Source organism: Cupriavidus sp. 94F1 (genome assembly GCF_057798875.1).
On sequence record NZ_JBYOJT010000006.1, the window covers coordinates 156186 to 174683 of the forward strand.

General features: G+C 66.3%; 15 protein-coding genes. 4 read left to right on the plus strand and 11 right to left on the minus strand.

The genetic code is table 11. The features are described 5' to 3' along the window. Nucleotides 1–5: 5 nt before the first annotated feature. A complete protein-coding gene (locus AC3FJ6_RS16755) occupies nucleotides 6–1952 on the plus strand; it encodes a SurA N-terminal domain-containing protein (protein ID WP_488772913.1) in 1947 nt (648 codons plus the stop codon). 91 nt (nucleotides 1953–2043) lie between these two features. On the opposite strand, the gene AC3FJ6_RS16760 is transcribed toward AC3FJ6_RS16755, so the two are convergent. Continuing rightward, a complete protein-coding gene (locus AC3FJ6_RS16760) occupies nucleotides 2044–2727 on the minus strand; it encodes an arylesterase (protein WP_488772914.1) in 684 nt (227 codons plus the stop codon). 10 nt (nucleotides 2728–2737) lie between these two features. Between AC3FJ6_RS16760 and AC3FJ6_RS16765 the strand changes: the two genes are divergently transcribed. Further along, a complete protein-coding gene (locus tag AC3FJ6_RS16765) occupies nucleotides 2738–3436 on the plus strand; it encodes an ABC transporter ATP-binding protein (RefSeq protein ID WP_153948159.1) in 699 nt (232 codons plus the stop codon). Between the two features lie 59 nt (nucleotides 3437–3495). Here the strand turns inward: AC3FJ6_RS16765 and pgi are convergent, their stop codons facing one another. The 7 genes from pgi to AC3FJ6_RS16800 form a co-directional block, all read right to left on the minus strand. Continuing rightward, nucleotides 3496–5124, minus strand: coding sequence for a glucose-6-phosphate isomerase (gene pgi / locus AC3FJ6_RS16770; RefSeq protein ID WP_488772915.1), 1629 nt, complete (start codon nucleotides 5122–5124; stop codon nucleotides 3496–3498). 283 nt (nucleotides 5125–5407) lie between these two features. Further along, nucleotides 5408–6355, minus strand: a complete 948-nt coding sequence (locus AC3FJ6_RS16775; protein ID WP_488772916.1) for a DMT family transporter — start codon at nucleotides 6353–6355, stop codon at nucleotides 5408–5410. Further along, entirely contained in the window at nucleotides 6352–7983 is a 1632-nt protein-coding gene (locus AC3FJ6_RS16780) for an NAD(P)H-hydrate dehydratase (RefSeq protein WP_488772917.1), read from the minus strand. Before AC3FJ6_RS16780 ends, AC3FJ6_RS16775 begins: the two co-directional genes overlap by 4 nt. A gap of 55 nt (nucleotides 7984–8038) precedes the next feature. Next, the gene (locus AC3FJ6_RS16785) at nucleotides 8039–9349 is read right to left on the minus strand and encodes a TRAP transporter large permease (protein ID WP_153948163.1); all 1311 of its coding nucleotides are present in this window, start codon (nucleotides 9347–9349) and stop codon (nucleotides 8039–8041) included. After that, nucleotides 9349–9900: a TRAP transporter small permease subunit gene (locus tag AC3FJ6_RS16790; protein ID WP_400393636.1), complete on the minus strand. Its 552-nt coding sequence runs from the start codon at nucleotides 9898–9900 to the stop codon at nucleotides 9349–9351. The genes AC3FJ6_RS16785 and AC3FJ6_RS16790 overlap by 1 nt, the downstream gene beginning before the upstream one ends. A 125-nt stretch (nucleotides 9901–10025) precedes the next feature. After that, nucleotides 10026–10997 (minus strand): TRAP transporter substrate-binding protein, encoded by a 972-nt coding sequence (locus AC3FJ6_RS16795; RefSeq protein ID WP_488772918.1) that lies wholly within the window; start codon nucleotides 10995–10997, stop codon nucleotides 10026–10028. A 133-nt stretch (nucleotides 10998–11130) separates the two neighbouring features. Then, the gene (locus tag AC3FJ6_RS16800) at nucleotides 11131–12501 is read right to left on the minus strand and encodes an amidase (RefSeq protein ID WP_488772919.1); all 1371 of its coding nucleotides are present in this window, start codon (nucleotides 12499–12501) and stop codon (nucleotides 11131–11133) included. 204 nt (nucleotides 12502–12705) lie between these two features. On the opposite strand from AC3FJ6_RS16800, the gene AC3FJ6_RS16805 reads away from it, so the two are divergent. Further along, nucleotides 12706–13302: a winged helix DNA-binding protein gene (locus AC3FJ6_RS16805; protein WP_400393639.1), complete on the plus strand. Its 597-nt coding sequence runs from the start codon at nucleotides 12706–12708 to the stop codon at nucleotides 13300–13302. 276 nt (nucleotides 13303–13578) lie between these two features. On the opposite strand, the gene AC3FJ6_RS16810 is transcribed toward AC3FJ6_RS16805, so the two are convergent. Next, complete coding sequence (locus tag AC3FJ6_RS16810; protein ID WP_254775858.1) at nucleotides 13579–13725, minus strand: hypothetical protein; 147 nt, start codon at nucleotides 13723–13725, stop codon at nucleotides 13579–13581. Between AC3FJ6_RS16810 and purL the strand changes: the two genes are divergently transcribed. Further along, nucleotides 13675–17649 carry a phosphoribosylformylglycinamidine synthase gene (gene purL / locus AC3FJ6_RS16815; RefSeq protein WP_488773158.1) on the plus strand — a complete coding sequence of 1325 codons (3975 nt, stop codon included), beginning with the start codon at nucleotides 13675–13677 and terminating at the stop codon, nucleotides 17647–17649. The two genes, AC3FJ6_RS16810 and purL, sit on opposite strands and share 51 nt — an antisense overlap. Before the next feature lie 66 nt (nucleotides 17650–17715). Here purL and AC3FJ6_RS16820 read toward each other — a convergent pair whose 3' ends face one another. Next, entirely contained in the window at nucleotides 17716–17856 is a 141-nt protein-coding gene (locus AC3FJ6_RS16820; protein WP_487523835.1) for a hypothetical protein, read from the minus strand. 229 nt (nucleotides 17857–18085) lie between these two features. After that, entirely contained in the window at nucleotides 18086–18427 is a 342-nt protein-coding gene (locus AC3FJ6_RS16825) for a hypothetical protein (protein ID WP_488772920.1), read from the minus strand. Nucleotides 18428–18498: the final 71 nt, after the last annotated feature.

An 18498-nucleotide genomic window follows, 5' to 3' on the forward strand; every position in this document is an offset into this window, starting at 1 on the left:
AAAGCATGCTTGATTTCGTACGCAACAACCGGCGCCTGATGCTTTTGCTGCTGCTGGTGCTTGTCTTCCCGTCGTTCGTGTTCTTCGGTGTCGAGAGCTACTCGCGCTTCATGGACAGCTCGCATGACGCCGCCAAGGTCGATGGCCGTACCATCACCGTGCAGGAAGTCGACAACGTGGTGCGTGACCAGACCGAGCGCATGCGCCAGATGCTTGGCAGCAACTACGACCCGCGCATGTTCGAAAGCGCCGCGGCACGCCAGTCGGTGCTGGACCAATTGATTTTGCAGCGCGTGGTGGCCGACGCCACGGCCAAGAAGAATCTGACGGTGTCGAACGAGCAACTGCGCCAGGCCATCGAATCCATTCCCGCGATCGCGCAGCTGCGCAGTCCGGACGGCAAGCTCGACGAGAAAGCCTATATCCAGCTGCTGGCCCAGCAGGGCATGACGCCCGAACAGCTCGACGCCCGCATGCGCTTCGAAATGGCGACGCAGCAACTGGGCGGCGCGGTGGGCACCACCGCTTTCGTGCCGAAGTCGCTGCTCGATCGACTGATCGCCATCCGCGACCAGCAACGCGACGTGCAGGCCCTGCTGATCAAGCCCGCTGATTTCACTTCGAAAGTCACGCCCGATGCTGCCGCGCTGAAGGCCTATTACGAGTCGCATCTGTCGGCCTACACCACGCCCGAGCAGGCCAAGGTGGAGTACGTGGTGCTGTCCGGCGACGCCATGGCAGCCAGCCAGGCCGTCACGCCGGAAGAGCTGAAGTCCTACTACGACAGCAATGCCCAGCGTTTCCGCACGGAAGAGCAGCGTCGCGCCAGCCATATCCTGATCACGGTTCCGAAAGACGCCAAGGACGCCGATCGCAAGGCTGCCAAGGACAAGGCCCAGAAGCTGCTGGATGACGTGCGCAAGCACCCGGAAACGTTCGCGGACGTGGCGAAGAAGAACTCGCAGGACCCGGGCTCGGCAGAGAAGGGTGGCGACCTCGGGTTCATGGGGCGCGGCGCACTGGTCAAGCCGTTCGAGGACGCCATGTACGCGCTCAAGGACGGGCAGATCAGCGATCTCGTGGAGACCGACTACGGCTACCACATCATCAAGCTGACCGGCATCAAGCCTGCTGCCACCCAGCCGCTGGACGAAGTGCGTCCGGAGCTCGAGGCCGAGCTGAAGAAGCAGCTGGCCAGCAAGAAGTACACCGAGCAGGCGGACGCCTTCGGCAACACGGTCTATGAGCAGTCCGACAGCCTGAAGCCGGCTGCCGACAAGTTCAAGCTGACGATCCAGACCGCCGACAATGTCACGCGTCAGCCGAATCCGGCCCTGGGCAAGGACAATCCGCTCAACAACGACAAGGTTCTGAAGGCCCTGTTCAGCGACGACACGATCAAGAACAAGCGCAATACCGAGGCCATCCAGGTGGGCCCGACGACGCTGGTGGCGGCGCGTATCGTCGACTACCGCCCGGCGACCGCGCGCAAGTTCGAGGAAGTGGAAGCCCAGGTGCGCCAGGCATATGTTGCGCAGCAGGCCGCCGAACTGGCCCGCAAGGACGGCGAGGCCAAGCTCGAGGCGCTGAAGAAAGCCGACAGCGCCAGCGGGTTCGGCCCGACGGTTACGGTGTCGCGCGCCAAGGCCGACAACCTGTCGCCGAAGGCCGTCGATGCCATCATGCGTGCCGACGCCACCAAGCTGCCGTCGGTGGTCGGTGTGGATCTGGGTGCGGACGGCTATGCGATCTATCGCATCAGCAAGGTCAGCACGCCGACCGAAGCCAATGCTGCGCAGCGCCAGGCCGATGCGCAGCAGCTGAGCCAGCTCGCTGGCCAGACCGAACTGGCCGCCTACTATGACGCCCTGAAGGCCAAGGCGAAGGTCAAGATCCTGCATCCGGTGAAGTCGGAGGACCTGACCCCGGCCAGCGAAGCCGCCGCGCACTGATACGGCGTCGCGACGCCGGATGGCAAAAAGCCCCTGCAGGTCACACACCGCAGGGGCTTTTTCTTTTCTGCCGGGGACGCCCGGCGCAGGATCAGCGGCGTTTGGCAGGCGCCTTCAGCAGCGGCTTCAGCGCTGGCCAGACCATGTCCAGCAACGCGGGCTGGGCGGCCGATGTCGGATGAATCCGGTCCTCCTGAAACCACTCCGGGCGTGTCACCACCTTTTCGAGCAGGAACGGTACCAGCTGGGTCCGGTACTCCCCGGCGAGCTTCGGGAAAAGTCCGAAGAACCGTTCGGTGTAGTCGGCCCCGTAGTTCGGCGGGATACGCATGCCCACCAGCACCACCTGTGCGCCGGCCTTCTGTGCATCGCCGATGATGCTGCGCAGGTTGGCTTCGGTCGATGACAGCGACAGGCCGCGCAGCGCGTCGTTGGCACCCAGTTCCACGATCACGATGGCGGGCTTGTGCCGCTTGAGCAGGTCCGGAAGCCGGGTCTTGCCGCCGACCGTGGTCTCGCCGCTGATGCTGGCATTCACGACGCTATAATCGAACCGCTCGCGGCGCAGGCGTTCCTGCAGCAGGCTTGCCCAGCCCGTGCCGCGTGCAATGCCATATTCGGCCGACAGGCTGTCTCCCAGCACCAGCAGCGCGGGCCCGGCCGATGCAGTGGCCGCGCCCTGCGCCATGGCGGGTGGCGTCAGCAGTGAACCGAACAGGGCGACCGCTGTCGCACTACAAGCTGCCAGCATCCGCCGGCGACCAACGTTTGCCATCCTCTCGCGCATGTCCTCTTCCATTCTTGCTGTCGAGTCACTCGGAAAGACCGTAGCCGACACGACGGGTTCGCTGACGATTCTGCACGACGTCTCGTTTTCCGTCACGGCCGGCGAAACGCTGGCCATCGTCGGCGCTTCGGGGTCGGGCAAATCCACGCTGCTCGGCCTGCTGGCCGGGCTTGACCTGCCCAGCAACGGATCGGTTCGCCTGCACGGGCAGGATATCTTCCAGCTCGACGAAGACCAGCGCGCCGCGCTGCGCGGGCGCCATGTCGGCTTTGTGTTCCAGTCGTTCCAGCTTGTCGGGCACCTTACGGCGCTGGAAAACGTGATGCTGCCGCTGGAGCTGCGCGGAGAAACCGCGCGCGTACGCGAGCGTGCCACGGAAATGCTCGAGCGTGTGGGACTGGGCAAGCGCCTGACGCACTATCCGCGCACGCTGTCGGGTGGCGAGCAGCAGCGCGTGGCGCTGGCCCGGGCCTTCGTGGCACGGCCGGACATCCTGTTTGCCGACGAGCCCACCGGCAGCCTGGACACCGCCACCGGCGAAGCCGTGATCGCGCTGATGTTCGAACTCAACCGCGATGCCGGATCCACGCTGGTACTGGTGACGCACGACCGCTCGGTGGCCGCGCGTTGTGGCCGCGTCCTGACGATCGATGCCGGCCGGGTGGCCAGCGACGAGCTGATGGGTACGGAAATCTAGGCGGCTACCGGCCAGGCTGGGAAGAAAGGGCTGCGAAGGCAGCGATCCCGCCGCCCGCCTCAGCCGCGCCCGAGCACGGCACGTGCGCGGGCGATAAGCGCGGCGGTCGACGCATCATGCGTGGCCGTGCCTTGCCCCGTCAGCTCCTGTTCAATGGGCCGCGCCAGGATCTTGCCCAGTTCCACGCCCCACTGGTCGAACGAATTGATGTTCCACACCACGCCTTGCACGAAGGTGCGGTGCTCGTAGAGGGCGATCAGTGCGCCCAGCACGTGGGGCGTCAGGTCTTCCATCAGCAGCGTATTGCTGGGGCGGTTGCCCTCGAAGACCATATGCGGGATGCGCGCCTCGTCGGTGACACCGGCGGCGCGCAGTTCATCGGCGCCACGGCCGCGCATCAGCGCCTCGGCCTGGGCAAAGCAGTTGGCCAGCAGCTTGGCGTGATGGCCGGGCAAGTCGCGCGGCGGCACCAGCGGCGCCACAAAGTCCACGGGCACGATCTGCGAGCCCTGGTGGATCATCTGAAAGTAGGCATGCTGGCCGTTGGTACCCGCCGTACCCCAGACGACCGGCGATGTTTCCGCGTGGACCGGGTCGCCGTTCAGTTGCACGGACTTGCCGTTGCTTTCCATCTCCAGTTGCTGCAGGAAGGCAGGAAACAGCTCGAGCGAGGTCGAATACGGCGCCATGCAGCTGGTCGGCATTCCAAAGAAATTGCGATACCAGATGCCCAGCATGCCCATGACCACGGGCATGTTGCGGGCCAGCGGCGCCGTGCGGAAATGATCGTCCATGGCCCGGCCACCGAGCAGCAGGTCTTCGAACGCGTCGAAGCCCACGGCCAGCGCAATCGACAGGCCAACCGACGACCAGAGCGAGAAACGGCCGCCGATCCAGTCCCAGAATTCGAACATGTTGGCCGGGTCGATGCCAAACTTGACCACGGCTTCGCGGTTGGTGGACACGGCAACGAAATGGCGTGCCAACTGGTTCTCCGCCACGCCGTGGCGCAGGAACCAGTCGCGCATGCTGCACGCGTTGGCCATGGTTTCCAGCGTCGTGAACGTCTTCGAGCACACGATGACGAGTGTGCGTGCGGGGTCCAGCCGTACCAGCGTCTCGGCCAGTTCGGTCCCGTCGACATTGGACACGAAATGCATGCGGGGCCCTTGCGGGTCCGCCAGGTGGGCCAGGGCGCGGCACACCATGCGCGGGCCGAGGTCCGAACCGCCGATGCCGATGTTGACGATGTCGGTGATGGTCTGGCCGTTGAACCCGGTCCAGCCGCCGGTGCGCACGCGGGCGGCGAAATCGCGCATGCGGCCCAGCACGTCGTTGATGCCCGGCATGACGGATGACCCGTCCACCTTGAACGGTGCGTCGGGCAAGGCGCGCAATGCCACGTGCAGCGCGGCGCGGTCTTCCGTCGTATTGATATGCTCGCCGGCGAACATGGCGTCGCGGCGCTGGGCCACGCCCGCTTCCTCGGCCAGCTTCATGAGCAGGGCGAAGGTCTCGAACGTGATGCGGTTCTTCGAGAAGTCGAGGTACAGGCCGGCGGCTTCCAGCGAGAAGTCCTCGACGCGGCGGGCGGCTTCGGCCTCGGCGAACCACTGCTGCATCGGCGTGTGGCGGATGGCATCGTAGTGGTGGCGCAGGGCAGTCCAGGCGTGGAGTTCAGTCGGCATGGGGTGTTCTGGAATTCTCGGGCATTGGCCCGGTGTAACGGGCCTGAGCGCAAGTATATCGCTCCGATGTGATGTCAAAAGCCGAAAGTAGCAGCAAAACGTAACGCCACTTGCGGCATCTGCAAAACCTTAACAGTCGAGTCGCTCCCGCCGTATCGGGCGTTGTCCGACGTGGGGCCGGCTTTGTGCGCGGGGCTGCGCAGTGGTGGTGGGCCGTAACGGGGGGTATGTGCGCCAGCGCGCGTTCGCCGCCGTCGGCGGGGGCGACGGGGCGCGGTGGCGACTAGCGGCGCAGCCGCGTGGCCACCCGGCGCAGCACGGGTTCGCCGCCTGCCACGCACAGGCCCCCGGCGCAGATCACGGCGATGCCCAGGGCGGTGGTCCAGTCCGGCAGGTGGCCGAATGCGAAGTATCCGACCACGGTGGCGGAAAAGATCTGCAAATACAGGAACGGGCTCAGGAACGAGGCGTCGGCATACTGGAATGCGCGGATCACAAAGTAGTGTCCAAGCGACCCGGTGAGGCCAGCCGACAGCAGGAGCGCCGCTTGCGTCAGCGTCGGCACGGACGCGAACCAGAAGAACGGCACCAGCAGCGTGGTCAGAGCGGCACCCGTCACGCCGCTCTGGATCAGCGTTGTCATGGGCGCGTCATGCGCGGCGATGCGGCGCGTCAGCATTTGCAGCAGCGCAAACAGCAGCGCCGACAGCAGGCCCAGCCCCACGCCCACGGCGTCGAGTTCGCCGCCGGGGCGGACCACCACCAGCATGCCGGCGAAGCCGATGCCGACGCCGATCCAGCGCGTCCATCGCGCATGCACGCCGGGGCGCTCGCCCAGCAACCACGGCGACAGCGCCACGACGATCAGCGGCGCACAGAAGTTCAGCGCGGTGGCGGTGGCCAGCGGCATCAGCTTCAGCACGCTGAAGAACACCAGCGTCGAGGCCAGCATCAGCGCGCCGCGCAGCCACTGCAGACGCGGCGCGGCAGGACGCGACTGCCGTTGCCAGCGCGCCGGCCCGATCAGCAGGAAGATCGCCACGACGTGGCCCAGATACCGGACCCACGCCACGGCCACCACAGGCAGGCCCTGCTGGGTCAGCGTCTTGCCCGTGGCGTCGAGCAGGCTCAGTATCCATTGCCCGATAACAAGGAGGGCGATGCCGGTCAGCAGGCGCCGCCGCGCGCCATCGCCATTTTCGCCGCCGGCCAGTGTGCCAACCTGGGTCATGCCGCGCCGCCTTGCAGCAACGCGTTGAAGATGGCCCGTGCGGGCAGGTAGAGCTCGCTCGCGGTCAGACCGGCGGGACCCGTGCCGGCGTTCACCAGCCGATCGGCGGCGCGTCCGTGAATCCATACCCCGGCACGCGCGGCCGCCAGCATCGGCACGCCTTGCGCCAGCAACGCGCCGATCATGCCGGCCAGCACATCGCCAGTGCCGGCCGTGGACAACCCGGCATTGCCGGTGGGATTGATGGTGGCGGGCGCGCTCTCGGCCGTCGCGATGACCGTGCCAGACCCCTTTAGTACGACCGTGGCTTGCCAGCGGGTGGCCAGTGCGTGCGCCGCAGCCAGGCGGTCGCGCTGCACGTCGGCCACATGGCTGCCCAGCAGGCGCGCGGCTTCGAGCGGGTGGGGCGTCATCACGTAGTCCAGCCCGCTGTCGATCAGCGACTGGTTCAGGGCTTCGTCAGCCGCCAGCAGGTTCAGGGCATCGGCGTCGAGCACCAGCGGCAGCGGCGGCTCCGCATTGGCACAGAAGTCGATCAGCTTGACCAGTTGCTTGCGCGCTGCCGTGCCACTGCCCATGCCGGGCCCGACCACGAAAGCCGACATCGCATCGAGCGACAGTTCGGTCACCTGATGCAGCATCAGTTCCGGGTGAACCGGATCGATGGCGGGTGCTGGCTGGGCCAGGAAGCCCACGTGCACGCGGCCCGCGCCGAGATGCAGCGCGGCGCGCGCGCCCAGCAGCGGTGCGCCGGTCATGCCATGGTTGCCGCCGATCACGGCCAGGCTGCCGAAGCGGCCCTTGTTCGCGGCGTGGTCGCGGCGCGGCAGCGCATGCAGGAACGCGCCGGGCTGGTTGACGATGGCCACCGGCCGTTCGGCCGGCGGATAGTCCAGGCCCAGCGGGGCGATGTCGATGGCGCCTGCGCAGTCGCGGCCATCCAGTGTCAGCAGGCCCGGCTTGGCGGCCAGGAACGTCAGCGTGCGGCGCGCCCGGACGGCCGGCTGCCCTGCGCCCGTATCGGCAAAGAGCCCGCTCGGGATATCGAGCGCATACACCGGCAGGTGCGACGCATTCAGATGCGCAATCCAGCGTGCCATCTCGCCATCGGCGGCGCGGTTCAGACCGATGCCAAGCAAGCCGTCGACGACCGCGACGCAGCCCGTCGGCCAGGGCGGCAAGGCCGCATCGGGGTCCGGATGCGTGGCCAGCAGCGGCACGCCGGTGGCGCGGGCGTCGAACCAGGCACGCGCGGCATCGGCCGGCAACTGGTCTGCTTCGGCGATCAACCACGCTTCGACCAGGCGCCCGGCCTGATGCAGGCGCGTGGCGGCCGCCAGCGCATCGCCGCCGTTATTGCCACGGCCGGCCAGGAACAGGATGCGGCCACTGGGCACATGGTGGTGGATCCAGTCTGCCGCGGCGGCGCCGGCGCGCGACATCAGCGTGAAGGGCGCCGTGGCGTCCAGCCCTGCCTGTTCGACCCGGCGGATCGCCGCCACGTCGTAGAGCGGGGTCGGATCGTCCCCGGCCGCGTCGAGCGGAATCCAGGTGGGCGCGGCTGCGGTCTCGGCCGGCGTGCCCGGCTGGGTGGCGGACAGGGAGGAAGCGGTGACGTCGGTATTCATCTCAGGCTCACGCATCCGGGTGGGTTTCCTGTGGATGGCTGCGGGTTTCCGGAGCTTACTTGAGCTCCTTCGCCATCACCACGTCGGGCAGCCAGGTGACCACGGTCGGCCACACCGTGATGATGCCGATGGCAACGACCATCATCATGAAGAACGGCAGCGACACGCGCGCTATATAGTTGCTGTCCTTGCCGGTCATGCTCTGGAGCACGAAGAGGTTGAAGCCCACGGGCGGCGTCACCTCGGCGATTTCCACCAGCAGCACGATGAAGATGCCAAACCATACCAGATCGAACCCGGCCGCCTGCACCATGGGCAGCACCGTGGCCGTGGTCAGCGCGATCATCGAGATGCCGTCCAGCGCCGTGCCCAGCAGAATGTAGATCACGGTCAGCACCGCGATCAGCGCCCACGGCGACAGGTGCAGCGCGGCCACCCATTCGGCCAGTGCCCGCGGAATGCCCGTGAAGCTCATGGTGACCGACAGGAACGACGTGGCGCCCAGTACGAACATGATCATCGCGGTCAGGCGGGTGGCCGACATCAGGCTTTCCCAGAACGCCTTGCGCGTCAGCGATCCGCCCGCCCAGGCCAGGCCCAGCGATGCCACCACGCCGTACGCGGCCGCCTCGGTGGCGGTGGAGTAGCCGGCCATCATGATCCAGGTGATGAAGGCGATCAGAATGATGCAGGGCATCAGCTGCCGGATGGAGGCCAGGCGCGCGCCCCAGCCGAAGGTCTCGGCCGGCGGGGTCCGGTTCGGATTCATCAGCGCCCAGACCACGATATAGCCCGAGAACAGCAGCATCAGCAGCAGCCCGGGCAGGAAGCCGGCCAGGAACACGCGGATGATCGACACATCGGCCGATACCGCATACACGACCATCGTGATCGACGGGGGTATCAGGATGCCCAGCGTGCCCGCGCACGACAGCGACCCCAGCGTGACGCGTTCGTCGTAGCCGCGCCGGGTCAGTTCGGGCAGGGCGGACTTGGCGATCGTGGCGCAGGTGGCGGCCGACGAGCCCGAGACCGAGCCGAAGATGCCGCAACCCAGGATGTTGACGTGCATGAGACGCCCGGGCAGCCAGTTCAGCCACGGCGACAGGCCGTTGAACATCTGCTCGGACAGCTTGGTGCGGAACAGGATTTCGCCCATCCACACGAACAGTGGCAGCGACGCCAGCGTATACGAGGCGCTGGACGACCACCACGCGTTGGCCAGGTTCACCAGCGCGTCGTGGTCGGAGAAGATCACCAGACCCACCCATGACGTGACGGCGATGGCGACGGGGATCCAGGCGCCGATGGCCAGGAAGACGATCATGACCAGCAACAGGACCAGTGCAACGAGTACGGTGCTCATCAGACGGTCTCCCCGAAATCGCCGGCGGCCAGCTTGGCTTCCTGGGCCAGCTGGTAGCGCGGCTTCTGCCGGCGCACCACGCGCTGCCATTCGTCGGCCACGGCCAGCAGGAAGCCGATGGCGCCGAGCACGGCAAAGCTCTGCGGAATCCAGAGCGGGATCACGATCTGGCCTTGCGAGACATCGTTGATGTCCCAGCTTTGCCAGGCGAACGTGCCAAGCGCCCAGGCGGCATAGCCGGCAAACACCAGGCAGATCGTGAGCGATACCACCTCCAGCGGCCAGCGGCGGCGGGGGCCGACCGCATCGAGCAGCATCTCCACGCGCACGATGCCGCCGTGCTGGAAGGTCTGGCCAAGGATCAGAAAGGCGGAGGCCGCGCACAGCCAGGCGACGATGTCGTCGCCGCCCTTGAGCACGAACAGGGTCTCGCGTGAGATCGACATCGCGATCATCATGATGCAGACCGCCAGGATGCAGAGCGCGCCGAGGACGGCAAACGCGTCAAGCAGATGGTCGAGCCATCGCTTCTTGATGTGGGGGGCTTCCATGAGATAACAGGCTACCGGTAATACTGCGGACAGCATGGAACAAGCCCGGCGCGATGCCCTGGGGCATGCGCGCCGTGCCGGTGGAACAAAACGCGTGGCGGGCGTTCAAGCCGGGGCCGGCTGCCTTATTTGCGATAGGCGTCGAGGATGGCCTTGCCGTCGTCGCCGGCGCTTTTGGCCCATTCGCCCACCATGACTTCGCCAACCTTCTGCATGTCGGTCTTGAGCTGGGGCGACGGCGGGGCCACGGTCATGCCGTTCTTCGACAGCGTGCCCAGGTATTCCTTGGTCTTCTGTTCCGAGACCTGCCAGCCGCGCTTCTCGGCGTCGGCCACGGCCTTGAGCAGGGCGTCCTGGGTGGGCTTGTCCAGCGCGTTGAACGCTTTCTTGCTGACCACCAGCATGTTCTTGGGGAGCCAGGCATCGACGGTGTAGAAGTACTTGACCGATTCCCAGACCTTGGTGTCCACGCCGGTGGCGCCCGACGACATGAACGAGTTGACCGTGCCCGTGGCCAGCGCCTGGGCCAGGTCGGCCGCCTGGATCGTCACCGGCTGGGCGCTGACGAGTTCGGCGATCTTGGACGTGGCCGGGTTGTAGGCGCGCCATTTCAGGCCCTTCATGTCGGCGACGCTGTTGATCGGCTTGTTCGCGTAGATGCCCTGCGGCGGCCAGGCCACCGCGTAGAGCAGCTTCATGCCCTGGCGGTCGAGCACCTTGTCGGTGACCGGCTTCGAGGCTTGCCAGAGCCGGTACGAATCGGCGTAGCTGGTGGCCAGGAATGGCACCGCATCGACGCCGAACACGGGATTTTCGTTGGCCAGCAGCGACATCAGGATCTCGCCCATCTGCACCTGGCCAGTCTGCACCCCGCGCTTGATCTCGTTGGCCTTGAGCAGCGAGCCGTTCGGATGGATGACGATCTTGAGCTTGCCGCCCGTGGCCTTTTCCACGTCGTTGGCCATCTGCTGCAGGTTTTCGGTGTGCAGGTTGGTGGCCGGGTATCCGGTTGGCAGGTCCCACTTGGTATCCGCCCGTGCCGCCGTGGCGGCCAGCAGCAGTGCCGCCGCCGCGACTGCCATTGCCTTGACTCGCATCTCGATCTCTCCTGGTGTTGCGCTCGGGCGCCTGCCCGGCCGCGCGGGTTTGGAACTACCTGGAACTGCCGCCGCGCTGGGTCTCAATGTCTGAGACATAAGCGCGGTACTGCGGTCACGGCGCGGGCCTGGCTCAGCCTGCGTGCTGTGACGGTCGAACGATCGATTCCAATGCAAGGGCCGTGCCTAGCAGGTGGGCGTCGCGCATCGGGCCGTGCGACAGCATCAGGCCCACGGGCAGTTCGTCCGGCGCCTGGCACGGCAGCGACACCGAGCAGCCGTCCAGGAAATTGAAAGCCGACGTATTGCGCAGAAGCAGGGCGTTGGTGCGGAAGAACAGGGCATCGTCGGCCACCAGCGGGGCAATCTGCGGGGCCACCATCGGCACGGTCGGGCAGACCACGGCATCGAACGGAGCCAGGCGCGCTTCCATGCGGGCAATCCAGTCCAGCCGGGCGCGGTGCAGCGCGATGTAGTCGGCCGCGCTCATCGCGGCGCCGCGCTCGATACGGCTCAGCACGCGCGGGTCGTAGCGGTCGCGATGGGTGGCCAGCAGGGCGCGGTGATAGGAAAAGGCCTCGGGCGCCGAGAAACCCCCGGCCGCGTTGAGGCCGGCCAGTTCGGCCAGCTCGGGCATGTCCACGTGTTCCACGTGTACCCCCGCCGCCGACAGCCGGCCCATGGCGCGGTCGAAGGCACGCGCCACGGCGTCGTCCATGTCGTCGAGCACCAGCTGGCGCGGAATGGCCAGCCGCAAGGCCGTGGGCGCGTTGACGACCGGAATGACCGGGGCGTCGGCGATGACGCTGTCCACTGCAATGCAGTCGGACAGCGTGCGCGCCATGGCGCAGGCCGTGTCGAGCGTGGAGGAGAGCGGAAACGCGCCGGTCAGTGGCACACGGCGCGCGGTGGGCTTGTAGCCGGTGATGCCGCACAGGGCTGCCGGAATCCGGATCGATCCGCCTGTGTCGCTGCCCAGTGCCGCCACGGCCGTGCCCAGCGCGACGGAAACCGCTGCGCCCGACGAAGAACCGCCCGGAATGCGTGCGGTCGTGTCGTCGCACGGATTGACCGGCGTGCCGAAATGGGGATTGATGCCGACGCCCGAGAACGCGAATTCGGTCATGTTGGTGCGGCCAACCAGGGCCGCCCCAACCCCGCGCAGGCGGGCTACCACGGCGGCATCGGCCGTGGCGGGTGCCGCATCCTCACGGGCGGCCGACGCGGCGCGCGTGACCTCGCCGGCCACGTCGTACAGATCCTTGACCGATACCGGCAGGCCGGCCAGCGGATGCAGCGGCTTGCCGGCGCGCGCGGCCGCGTCGGCGGCGTGCGCCACCTGGCGGGCGGCATCGAAGGTGGTGTGAAGGTAGACGGCCTTGCCGGCGGGGCTCGCGGCCCGGGCGGCCGCGTCGGCGATCAGGTCCGCGCGGGACGTCTGGCCGGCGCGCAGGCTGGTGTGGATCGATTCAAGCGATTCGAGCGGAACAGGATGAGGCAGCATGCGGCGGCGTGACGATGAAAGGCGTTGCGGAACCAGACCGCATCCACGCATTGCCTCTGTGAATTAAGGTATTCATGCTGAGAATTCGCCGATAAACTGTCAAGCTGAAATTGCCCGAACCCGCTTCGGGCTTTCACCTATCGCCACCGTGGCCACCTTGGCCATCACCCGCTGCACCCGCCGACCTTACTGGGAGACCCATTCATGGCCCGCAAGCCCGCCCCGGAACGCCACGCCGATGCCGCCGAGGGCGCGACCCTGGACGCCGCGGCGCGGACCGCGCCGCTGGCCCGGGCCGCAGGCGTCAACATTGTGTCGTCGTCGCACCTGGTGTCGGTACGCAGCCCGGAGCTGTCCGAGTTCGAGTTTGGCCTGAATACGGCCTACAACGCCTATAGCCGCTGGGTGGTCCGCTGCATGGGCGCGGCCGGCGTGCGCGATCTGACCTTCCTCGATGTGCTGGTGCTGCACCATGTGAACCATCGCGGCCGGGCCAAGCGGCTGGCCGACATCTGCTTCGTCCTCAACGTCGAGGACACGCACCTGGTGACGTATTCGCTAAAAAAGCTAGTGGGGCTGGGGCTGGTGGCGGGCGAGCGGGTGGGCAAGGAGGCGACCTACGCCACCACGCAGGCCGGTACCGAGGCCTGCTCCCGGTATCGGGAAATCCGCGAGCAATGCCTGACCAGCAATTTCACGGAGGGCAGTGATGAAAACGTCGAGATCGGCGAACTGGCGCGGCTGCTGCGCGTGCTGACCGGTCTCTACGAGCAGGCCGCGCGTTCCGCCACCTCTCTCTGACGGCACTTTCGGGCGATTTTGGGCGGCTTTCGCATGAAATCGGCCACTTTCGTGTTCTCGCGCCGAGTCGGGCCCAGGTGGCTGGCCAACGGCGTTCGAGGCGCCGGATGCGCCACGAGACAGGCCGAATTGCGGTCTGGGGCCAGACTTTCCCCAGGCTGTCCGTTCGCGCCGCATTGCGCAATGCAAAAAGCGGCCGCCAACAAGGTACAATAGCGGTTTCCCGCATGCCGGCATTCCATTCAGCAGTGCCAGCCGCCGTTTAGCCTCACCTTCCTACGCCTCCTGACCGTACCGATCATGGCGCATTTCTCGTGCTTCCCCGGCGCTTTGGCGCTTTCCGCTTTCCGTCAGCAACGCCTGCTTGCCGCCCTGCAACAAGTCGACGCCGATATTGAGTCCGTGCATGGCCAGTTCGTGCATTTTGTCGATTCGGACACGCCGCTGTCCGCCGAGGACCAGACGCGCATCGGCGCGATGCTGACCTATGGCGCGCCGTTCACGGCCCAGCCCGAGGGCGACCGTTTTGTGGTGATTCCGCGTTTCGGGACCATTTCGCCGTGGGCCAGCAAGGCCACCGATATCGCCCATAACTGCGGCCTGACGCACGTGCACCGCATCGAGCGCGGCATCGAGATCACCGTGGTCTGCAAGAAGGGCCTGCTGCGCGGCCGCAAGACGCTGGACGCCGGCACCCGTGCCGCCGTGGCTGCGCACCTCTTCGACCGGATGACCGAAACCGTGATCGCCTCGCGCGAGGAAGCGGCCGGCCTGTTCCAGGAACTGCCCGCCAAGCCGCTGCAGTTCATCGACATTTCAGCGGGGCGCAGCGCCCTGGTTGACGCCAACACGGCCATGGGCCTGGCGCTTTCGGACGACGAAATCGACTATCTGCTGGAAAACTACGGCAAGCTCGGCCGCAACCCGACTGACGTCGAGCTGATGATGTTCGCCCAGGCCAACAGCGAACACTGCCGCCACAAGATCTTCAACGCCACCTGGACCATCGACGGCGTGACGCAGGACAAGTCGCTGTTCGCGATGATCCGCAACACGCATCAGCTGAATCCGCAGGGCTCGATCGTCGCCTATTCGGACAACTCGGCCGTGATGGAAGGCGACGTGGCCGAACGCTGGTTCCCGCGCGGCGCGGACCAGAAGTATGGCCGCCACGAGGCGCTGACCCACACGCTGATGAAGGTGGAAACGCACAACCACCCGACCGCGATCTCGCCGTTCGCGGGCGCTTCGACCGGCGCCGGCGGTGAAATCCGCGACGAAGGCGCCACGGGCCGTGGTGCCAAGCCCAAGGCCGGCCTGACCGGCTTCACGGTGTCGAACCTGATGCTGCCTGATGCCGTCGAGAGTTGGGAAAATGCCCGCGACGCCGCACAGCCGGTGGCACATCGCAATCCGGACGACAAGCCCGGCGTGACCGGCAAGCCGGACCGCATCGCATCGCCGCTGCAGATCATGATCGACGGCCCGCTGGGCGGCGCCGCGTTCAACAATGAATTCGGCCGTGCCAACCTGGGCGGCTACTTCCGTGTCTACGAGCAAAATGTGGGCGGCACGGTGCGCGGCTACCACAAGCCGATCATGATTGCAGGCGGCATCGGCAATATCGATGCCGGCCATACACACAAGGACCCGCTGCCGGCCGGCACGCTGCTGATCCAGCTGGGCGGCCCGGGCATGCGCATCGGCATGGGCGGCGGTGCCGCCAGCTCGATGGCGACGGGCACCAACACGGCCGACCTCGACTTCGATTCGGTGCAGCGTGGCAACCCTGAAATGGAGCGCCGTGCCCAGGAAGTGATCAACGCCTGCTGGCAACTGGGCGAAGACAACCCGATCCTGTCGATCCACGACGTCGGCGCAGGCGGCATTTCGAACGCCTTCCCGGAACTGGTCGACGGTGCCGGTCGCGGCGCACGCTTCGAATTGCGCCAGGTGCACCTTGAAGAGTCTGGCCTGTCGCCCGCCGAAATCTGGTGCAACGAGTCGCAGGAACGCTATGTGCTGGCCATCGCGCCGAACGACCTGCCGCGCTTCCAGGCCATGTGCGAACGCGAACGGTCGCCGTTCGCCGTGGTGGGTATCGCCACCGAGGAAAAGCAGCTGCAGCTGGTGGACGCCGATGTAGACGCCGCGCTCAAGGAGCACTTCACGGTCGATATGCCGATGGACGTGCTGCTGGGCAAGCCGCCGCGCATGCACCGCGACGTGCAGCGCGTGGCGCGCGAACTGCCGCCGGTGGACGTGACCGGCATCGCACTGGAACAGGCCGTAAGCGACGTGCTGCGCCACCCGACCGTGGCCAGCAAGTCGTTCCTGATCACCATTGGCGACCGTACCGTCGGTGGCATGAACGCACGTGACCAGATGGTGGGGCCGTGGCAGGTGCCGGTGGCGGACGTGGCGGTGACCACGCTCGACTACAAGGGCCGCGCTGGCGAAGCCATGACGATGGGCGAGCGCACGCCGCTGGCCGTGATCGACGCCCCGGCCTCGGGCCGCATGGCCATCGGCGAGGCGCTGACGAACCTGGCGGCCGCCCCGGTCAAGGATCTGAACAAGGTCAAGCTGTCGGCCAACTGGATGGCCGCGTGCGGCGTAGCCGGCGAGGACGCGAAGCTGTACGACACGGTGCATGCCGTGGGCATGGAATTGTGCCCGGCGCTTGGCATCAGCATCCCGGTGGGCAAGGATTCGCTGTCGATGCGCACGAAGTGGTCCGATGCCGATGGCGACAAGGAAGTGGTGGCGCCGGTTTCGCTGATCATCTCGGCGTTTGCCGCAGTGGATGACACCAACCGGACGCTGACGCCGCAGCTGCGTACCGACCTGGGCGATACCACGCTGATCGCCATCGACCTGGGTCGTGCGAAGAATCGCATGGGCGGCAGCATCCTGGCGCAGGTGACCCAGCAGGTTGGCGACAGCGCGCCGGACGTGGACAACCCGGAAGACCTGAAGAACTTCTTCAACGTGATCCAGCGTCTGAACCGCGAAGGCAAGCTGCTGGCCTATCACGACCGCTCCGACGGCGGGTTCATGGCAACCGTCGCGGAAATGGCCTTCGCCGGCCGTACGGGCGTGTCGCTCAATGTGGACATGCTGACGCTGGACCCGAACCAGGAGCAGGACTACGGCGACGCCAAGAACTGGGCGCAGCAGGTTGCCGAACGCCGCAACGACCAGACGCTGCGGGCGCTGTTCTCCGAAGAACTGGGCGCGGTGATCCAGGTGCGTGCCGAAGAGCGCGATGCCGTATTCGCGGTGCTGCGCGAGGCCGGCCTGTCGGCGTGCAGCCACGTGATCGGCAAGCCGAACACGAACGACCAGATCGAGATCTATCGCGACGCGAAGAAGGTCTTCGGCGCTGCCCGTGCCGATCTGCAGCGCACCTGGACCGAGGTGAGCTGGCGTATCGCGCGGCTGCGCGACAACCCGGCCTGCGCCGACAGCGAGTACGACCGCGTTCTGGACGCTGCCGATCCTGGCATCAGCCCCGTGCTGACCTTCGATCCGGCGCAAGACATTGCTGCGCCGTTCATCGCCACCGGTAACCGTCCGCGTGTGGCGATCCTGCGTGAGCAGGGCGTCAATTCGCAGATCGAGATGGCCTACAGCATGGACCTGGCCGGTTTCGACACGGTCGACGTCCATATGAGCGACCTGATCGCCGGTCGCGCCACATTGGCCGATTTCAAGGGTTTCGTGGCTTGCGGCGGCTTCAGCTACGGCGACGTGCTTGGCGCGGGCGAAGGCTGGGCCAAGACGATCCTGTTCAACGGCCAGATGGCGGAGCAGTTTGCGGCGTTCTTCAACCGCCAGGACACTTTCGCGCTGGGTGTTTGCAATGGCTGCCAGATGCTGAGCAACCTGGCCCCGATCATCCCGGGCGCCGGCGCATGGCCGAAGTTCACGCGCAACCAGTCCGAGCAGTACGAAGCACGCTTCGTTACGGTGGAAGTGCAGCAATCGCCGTCGATCTTCTTCGCGGGCATGGAAGGCAGCCGCATCCCCATCGCCGTGGCGCACGGCGAAGGTTTCGCCGATTTCTCGCAGCAGGGCGATATGGCGAAGGTGGCCGTGGCGCTGCGCTTCGTCGACAACCGCGGTGTCGTGACGCAGACCTATCCGCTGAACCCGAACGGCTCGCCGCAGGGCATCACGTCGGTGACGACGGTGGACGGCCGCTTCACCGCGCTGATGCCGCACCCGGAGCGCGTGTTCCGAACCGCGACCATGAGCTGGGCACCTGACGCCTGGAAGGACATCCCCGATGGTGGCAGCCCGTGGATGCGCATGTTCCGCAATGCGCGCAAGTGGGTCGGCTGATAGAACCTGCTGCTTCGAACGAAACGCCCGCGCAAGCGGGCGTTTTTTATGGCCTAGGCTGCGGTGTCATCGCCTGACCAGATAGAGCCATGCGAAAAAGAAGATAAAGGTGAACGTCGCGTAGGCGATGATGCCCCACTCGGCGCGCTTCAAGACCTTGAATTGAAACTCGTCATCTTCGAAAAACCGGGTCAGAAACTTGCTCATCTATTTCTCCTCGTACGATTTGCGGAAGCCCCTTGACGAAGGTCAACTGGCAGTCGAAGTCAGCGCCAGACGGGCCGATGCCCATTGGACAGGACTGCGTGTGGGGCAATGCATGCCTTCACGTTCGCAACGCAGTGATCCTAGGCCTCGAGAATGGGTGCGCCAAGAGGGGTTTTGTGAACTTGTGTGTCCAGAAAACCGGCGCTTGCTTCAGGTCATGAGAAAGGTCTCAGACTGTGACAGGAGCGGGGAGGTCGACGGGGTGTTCGCCAGTTTGCGGGGCCTGGGCTTGCTGCGCGCGCAGGCGTTCGCTCCATGGCAGGTAGCGGGAATAGAGCAGGCGCATACGGTCTGCGCCGGGCGGTACGGGGATTTCGCCGCGTACTTCCATGAACGCGACGGTCGCTTGCAGCAGCTTTGACTGGGCGTAGCGGTCACGCGTCGGCAGGTGAGGATGAAGGTCGCGCCATCGGCGGCCGGTGCATTCGATGTGGGGCATGCCTAGCGCGCAGTAGACCATGCCGCTGGAATAGAGATGCCACATGTACCAGTAGCCGCTCATCATGCCCATAGCAATATGCCCTCGATCCTGGCGCTCGATACCTTGGCGGGACGGGTGTCCGGCTTCGTCGAGCCCTTCGA

Coding starts and splice junctions, on each gene's coding strand:
- AC3FJ6_RS16755 (WP_488772913.1), top strand. CDS start 6: ATGCTTGATTTCGTACGCAACAACCGGCGCCTGATGCTTTTGCTGCTG.
- AC3FJ6_RS16790 (WP_400393636.1), bottom strand. CDS start 9,900: ATGGAAGCCCCCCACATCAAGAAGCGATGGCTCGACCATCTGCTTGAC.
- AC3FJ6_RS16820 (WP_487523835.1), bottom strand. CDS start 17,856: ATGAGCAAGTTTCTGACCCGGTTTTTCGAAGATGACGAGTTTCAATTC.
- pgi (WP_488772915.1), bottom strand. CDS start 5,124: ATGCCGACTGAACTCCACGCCTGGACTGCCCTGCGCCACCACTACGAT.
- AC3FJ6_RS16765 (WP_153948159.1), top strand. CDS start 2,738: ATGTCCTCTTCCATTCTTGCTGTCGAGTCACTCGGAAAGACCGTAGCC.
- AC3FJ6_RS16800 (WP_488772919.1), bottom strand. CDS start 12,501: ATGCTGCCTCATCCTGTTCCGCTCGAATCGCTTGAATCGATCCACACC.
- AC3FJ6_RS16810 (WP_254775858.1), bottom strand. CDS start 13,725: ATGCACGAACTGGCCATGCACGGACTCAATATCGGCGTCGACTTGTTG.
- AC3FJ6_RS16825 (WP_488772920.1), bottom strand. CDS start 18,427: ATGGGCATGATGAGCGGCTACTGGTACATGTGGCATCTCTATTCCAGC.
- AC3FJ6_RS16780 (WP_488772917.1), bottom strand. CDS start 7,983: ATGAATACCGACGTCACCGCTTCCTCCCTGTCCGCCACCCAGCCGGGC.
- AC3FJ6_RS16775 (WP_488772916.1), bottom strand. CDS start 6,355: ATGACCCAGGTTGGCACACTGGCCGGCGGCGAAAATGGCGATGGCGCG.
- AC3FJ6_RS16785 (WP_153948163.1), bottom strand. CDS start 9,349: ATGAGCACCGTACTCGTTGCACTGGTCCTGTTGCTGGTCATGATCGTC.
- AC3FJ6_RS16760 (WP_488772914.1), bottom strand. CDS start 2,727: ATGGCAAACGTTGGTCGCCGGCGGATGCTGGCAGCTTGTAGTGCGACA.
- AC3FJ6_RS16805 (WP_400393639.1), top strand. CDS start 12,706: ATGGCCCGCAAGCCCGCCCCGGAACGCCACGCCGATGCCGCCGAGGGC.
- AC3FJ6_RS16795 (WP_488772918.1), bottom strand. CDS start 10,997: ATGCGAGTCAAGGCAATGGCAGTCGCGGCGGCGGCACTGCTGCTGGCC.